This window comes from uncultured Enorma sp., from assembly GCA_905210055.1.
Classification (GTDB): Bacteria; Actinomycetota; Coriobacteriia; order Coriobacteriales; family Coriobacteriaceae; genus Enorma.
Window position 1 is genome coordinate 1 of sequence record CAJLVH010000123.1, and the last position, 5747, is coordinate 5747.

The 5747-nt window shown below is 64.2% G+C and carries 4 protein-coding genes; all 4 read left to right on the forward strand.

Translation table 11 applies throughout. The annotated features are described in order from the left end of the window. The coding region (locus tag QZ079_RS07585) for an ATP-binding cassette domain-containing protein (protein WP_297037200.1) at positions 1-506 on the forward strand (506 nt) is incomplete at its 5' end. Then, positions 487-1245, forward strand: coding sequence for a DUF6580 family putative transport protein (locus tag QZ079_RS07590; protein ID WP_297037202.1), 759 nt, complete (start codon positions 487-489; stop codon positions 1243-1245). The genes QZ079_RS07585 and QZ079_RS07590, both read left to right, overlap by 20 nt. Positions 1246-1498: 253 nt before the next feature. Then, the gene (locus QZ079_RS07595) at positions 1499-3514 is read left to right on the forward strand and encodes a cation:proton antiporter (protein WP_297037204.1); all 2016 of its coding nucleotides are present in this window, start codon (positions 1499-1501) and stop codon (positions 3512-3514) included. Between the two features lie 433 nt (positions 3515-3947). Continuing rightward, the coding region (locus tag QZ079_RS07600; RefSeq protein ID WP_297037206.1) for a carbon starvation protein A at positions 3948-5747 on the forward strand (1800 nt) is incomplete at its 3' end.

Genomic DNA, 5747 nt, shown 5'->3' on the forward strand with positions numbered 1-5747 from the left:
TGGCGGGCACGCTCAAGCCGCAGAGGGGTACGTGCAGGATCGAGCGAGCCGCCAAAGCGCTTCTGCCGCAAGACCCCCGCGCCCTGTTCGTCGCGGAGACCGTGCTCGACGAGCTTATGGAATGGTCACGCGTCGCGGGCTATGAAGGGGTGGACGCGCTCGCCATGCTTGAGCGCCTGGGCTTGGCCGGTCTTGAGCGGCGGCATCCCTACGACCTCTCCGGCGGCCAGCAGCAGCTCCTGGCGCTGGGAAAGCTTTTGCTGGTGAAGCCGGAGCTGCTCTTGCTCGACGAGCCAACCAAGGGGCTCGACTTGGAGGCGCGGCGTGTGCTCGCTTCCGTGCTCATCGAGCTGCGGGAGCGCGGGGTTGCCATCGTGATGGCGACGCACGACCTCGATTTCGTCGAGCAGGTCGCCGATACCGTATCGATGCTGTTCGACGGCGAGATCGCCTGCACGGAGCCGAGTGGGGAGTTCTTCGAGGGCAATGTGTACTACCGGCCATAACAAGCAGCGGACGGACGAACCCGCGCGTGCGGTTTCCCGCGTGTTGCGCGCGCTCGAGGTGCCGCTTTTGGTGGCGGTTCCGCTCACGATGGGCGCTATGGTGCTGTTTGACATCGATCAGGCCGCGCTGGTTATGCTCGCGGTCGTGGTGCTCGCGCTCGCGCTCTTCCTCGCCGGTTTCGATGCCGAGCGCCCCGCGCTGAGGCAGATCATGCCCACGGTGGTACTTGCCGCGCTCGCGGCAACGGGGCGCATCGTCTTCGCACCGGTGCCGGATTTCAAGCCGGTGTGCGCCATCGCGATCATCGCAGGTGCGACCCTGGGACGCAAAAGCGGTTTCATGGTGGGGGCGCTTGCGGCTTTTACCAGCAACTTCTTCTTTGGTCAGGGTATGTGGACGCCGTGGCAGATGTATGCCTGGGGGCTTGTTGGATATCTGGGCGGTGTCCTCGCCGATGCCGGCGCATTCACCCGTCGCGATGGGAGCCCGCGCCGCGCGGTACTCGTCGTGGCAGGGTTCTGTCTCACGATGGTCTATGCCGCGGTGATCAATGCCTACGATGTCATCGGGTTCGTGAGGCCGATCACGGTTGCCGGCGTTGCCGTGCGCGTGGCGGCGGCCTTGCCCTTCGACCTCATGCACGCCTGCGCCACGGTGCTCTTCCTCTGCCTACTCTACGTGCCATGGACGCATCGCATTGCCCGCATCGTGCGCAAGTACGATCTTCGTGACCGCTGAGGATCCGCCGGGTGTCCCAAAGAGGGACAGGTGCATTTTGGGACATCCGGCATCGGACAGGTAAAATTACCCCAGGGGCATTTTTACATAGCCCCCTGTCGGAAGCCCCGGTGATGTCCCAAAACGCACCTGTCCCTCTTTGGGACATTCCTGGATGCCGCCGTTGCGCCCTCCTGTTTGGGGTAAGAGAGACATAGCTACCATTTCGGGGCGGTGCGCGCTGCGCCCCCTGTACGATGTTCCAGGAGGCTTCGTGCACGGAGACACCATTCTGCTCATGACGTTCGTGTTCGCCCTCGTCGCCGCATTTGCTGGCGGTCTCGTGGCGCGCGCCCTGCATCTTCCGCCCATCGTGGGCTACCTGGTGGGCGGCCTTGCCGTAAGTCCCTTCACGCCCGGGTTCATCGGCGACTCCCATGCCATGAACCAGCTTTCGGAAATCGGCGTCATGTTCATGATGTTCAGCACCGGCTTGCATTTTTCGCTGAAAGACTTGAACGAGGTCAAGGGCATTGCGGTACCGGGCGCGGTGTTGCAGATCGCGCTCGGCACGCTTGCGGGTTTCGGGCTTGCGCGGGCGTTCGGCTGGTCTGCAGAGGCGGGCGTGATGCTCGGGCTCTCCGTGAGCATCGCGTCGACCGTGGTGCTCATCAAGAACCTCACCGACGCCGGTCTCTACCAGAGTCGCGGCGGGCGCATCGCAACGGGTTGGCTCATTGTGGAAGACCTTGCGACGGTCGTCGTGCTCGTGGTGCTGCCCGTGGTGTTCGGCCCGGGCGAGACCTCTGCGCCGGCGCTTGCGGCGGGACTTGCCGAGGCGCTGGCGAAGACAGTTGCGTTCGTGGCGCTCATGCTCGTTATCGGGTCGCGCGTGCTGCCGTGGCTGCTCGCCCGCATCGCGCGCCTCTGCCCCAGCGAGCTCTTCCAGCTCGCTGTGGTGGTCATTGCGCTCGGCACCGCGATGGCGGCGGCGCTGCTTTTCGACCTCTCGGTGGCGCTCGGGGCGTTCCTCGCGGGCGTGGTGGTGAGCGGCTCCAAGCTCTCGCACCGCATCGCGGCGGAGGCGATCCCCTTCAAGGATCTGTTCTCGATTATCTTTTTCGCCTCGGTGGGCATGATGGTGAATCCCGGCGTGCTCGCGGCGCACGCAGGTGAGCTCATCGCGCTCGTTGCCCTCATCATGCTGGGGAAATGGGCGATTAACATGGTGCTCGGCGCGGTGATGTCCATAGGGCTCGCCACGTCGCTCACGGTGGCTGCCGGCTTGGCGCAGATCGGCGAGTTCTCGTTCATCATCGGCCAGACGGGTATGGCGCTCGGCGTGCTCTCGTCCGACCAATACACGCTCATCCTGGGCGGCGCGGTGGTTTCGATCGCGCTCAACTCGTTTGCTTTCAAGCTCGTGGAACCGCTGGAGCACCGGCTTTCCAGCGCGCCTATCGTGCGGGCTCTGTACGAACGACATACCCGCGCGATCGAGCCTCCGAAGGAATCGCTGCTCGAAGACCATGTGGTCGTGGTTGGGTACGGGTACGCCGGCAAGAGCGTGCTCGAGGCGCTCGTGCGTTTGGAGGTTCCCTGCCTGCTGGTCGAGCGCGATCTGCCGGTTGCGGAGGAGGCCGAAGAGGAGGGCATCCCCGTGCTTGTGGGCGACGCGGCGAATTCCGAGATCCTTGCCCACGCTCATCTCGACGCGGCGCGCGTGCTCGTGATTGCGGGCGGTGGAGAGGCTGCGGCCGAAGTCATTGCTCGAGAGGCTCGCTCTCTGGCGCCGACGCTGCGCATCGTGACGCGCGCCGATTCCGCCGACGGTGTCGAGGCGCTCGTTGCGGCGGGCGTGAACGACGTGGTGCGTCCGGAGCTCGAGGGCGGCATCGAGCTCATGCGGCATACGCTACTCGATTTGGGCTATCGGCCGCGGCAGATTCAAGAATATGCGAACGACCTGCGCGCGAGCGGGTACGAGGCGCTGGGCGACGGGGCGCGGAGCAAGCGCATGCGGGCGGCGGAGCGCATGATGGCGTCGCTCGCCGAAGTCGATCTGCATTGGGTTGAGGTGGCATCGGGGAGCGCGGTCGCCGCTGCGACGCTCGGGGCGCTCGACTTGCGGGCTTGTACCGGCGCCCAGGCCGTGGCGCTTCGTCGCGGGGAAGACCTCGAGCTCTTCTTGGGCGCGGATACGGTGCTCTGCCCCGGCGACCACGTCGCCCTCATGGGCACGGACGCCCAGCTCGAAGCCGCCGAGGCGCTTTTCGCCTACCCCAAGTGAGAATCTGAGTCTAGGACGGAAAATATCACCCCAGGTGGGAATTTGGCACCGGGTCTCATAGTCCCACTTTCATCAAGGTGCGGGGTGGGACTATGAGACCCGGTGCCAAAGTCCCACTTAGATTTTCATTCGCAACAAAGTCGTAACACGATTTGACTCCACCAAACTAAAGCGGCACAATCCCTTTCGACCAAACGGTACGCGCTGGCATGAGCCGGCGCCAGGCATCAAGGAATCACTGCCATGCACGCACAGCTACGTAACATCCTAAGCGAGATTATTATCTAGCGCGGGCTGGCATATGCTGCCCGCGCGATTGCGGGCGGCCGGACGGGGAGCCGCAGGATATGCAGGGCTCCCCTTTTTCATATCGGTCGACCGCGATGCGGGAATGCGTTGTACGCGGCTTTGACTTCTTGGAGAAGGGATCGATATGAACGGAATGATCGTCGTGTTGGTAGCAGCGGTGGTGCTTGCCGCCGGCTACCTGCTCTATGGACGGTGGCTCGCGCGCACATGGGGTATCGACCGCGAGGCGCTCACGCCCGCGAAGCGCATGGAAGACGGCAAGAACTTCTCGCCCGCTTCCTGCTTCACCGCGTTCTCTCACCAGTTCAGCTCCATCTGCGGTGCCGGCCCTGTGACGGGCACCATCGCCGCCATGATGTTCGGCTGGCTTCCCGTGGTGCTGTGGGTGCTCGTGGGCGGTATCTTCTTCGGCGCGGTGCACGACTTCGGCGCGCTCTATGCGAGCGTGAAAAATAATGGCAAGTCGCTCGCGCAGCTCGTCGAGAAGTATATCGGCCGCACCGGACGCCGTCTGTTCCTGCTCTTCAGCTGGCTCTTCACGATCATCGTCATCGCGGCGTTCGTTGACATGGTGGCTGGCACGTTCATGACGGTCGCAGACGCCCAGACCGGCGCGGTGGATTTCGCCGCTTCGTACGCCGGCGGCGCTGCGGGCACCATCTCGATCCTCTTCACGTTCGTGGCCATCGCGTTCGGCTGGATCAACCGTCGCTTCGGTCTCACCGGTTGGCGCGAGCTCGTGCTTGCCGTAGCGCTCTTCGTGGCGATGTTTGCTGTTGGCATGCAGTTCCCGGTGTACCTCGATAAGCTTGGCTGGTTCGCTGTCATCACCGTGTATCTGCTGTTCGCGGCGGCCATGCCCATCCAGACGCTCAAGCAGCCGCGCGACTACCTTACGAGCATCATGATGATCCTCATGATCGCGTGCGCCGTGGTGGGCATCTTCGTGCTCGGCGTGCGCGGCGAGGCGCAGATCACCGCGCCCATGGTGGCCGATTTCTCCGCCCTCGCGGCCAACGGCAGCTACGTGTTCCCGCTGCTCTTCGTGTCCGTTGCATGCGGCGCGCTCTCCGGCTTCCACAGCCTCGTTTCCACGAACACCTCTTCCAAGCAGGTCGAAAAAGAGCAGGACATGCTCCCTGTGGGCTACGGCGCGATGGTCGTCGAGAGCTTCGTGGGCGTGCTCGCCATCGTGGTCGCGGGTATCATGTTCACCACGATGAACACTGGCGGCACCGGTGGCGCCGCGGTGGGAACCCCGTTTGCGATCTTCTCCACGGGCGTTGCGAATGGCATGGCTGCCTTTGGCGTCGACGCTACGCTCGCGAAGGTCTTCATGACGATGTGCGTCTCTGCGCTGGCCTTGACCTCGGTTGATGCTGTGGCGCGTATCGGCCGCCTCTCGTTCCAGGAGTTCTTCGCCACGAGCAACGACGCCGCCGAGGACGTGTCTGCTGCTGCGAACGCGACGGGTGCGGCGAAGGTCTTCGGCAACACGTGGGTTGCGACCGTGCTCACACTGGCGCTGGGCCTCGCACTCGCCTTTGGCGGCTACACCAACATCTGGCCGCTCTTCGGCGCATCGAACCAGCTTCTGGGCGGCATGACCATGATTACGCTCGCGGTGTTCTGCAAGTGCACCGGCCGCAAGGGCTTCATGCTCTACGTGCCCGTGGCGTTCCTGCTGTGCTCGACGTTCACGTCGCTCGTGCAGTCCACGCTCGGCTGCATCACCGCGCTGCAGACGAGCGGCATGGCGGTTATCGCGACCTCCGGCCTGCAGCTCGTGTTTGCGATCCTGCTTATGGTGCTCGGCCTCATCGTGGCATACAACTGCCTGAAGGAGCTCTTCACCAAGAAGGCCGGCTCGCTGCCGGACGAGGAGCCCGAGTGGTCGCAGATGGGTGCCGCCCGCTCTGGTACC

Coding starts and splice junctions, on each gene's coding strand:
- QZ079_RS07590 (WP_297037202.1), top strand. CDS start 487: ATGTGTACTACCGGCCATAACAAGCAGCGGACGGACGAACCCGCGCGT.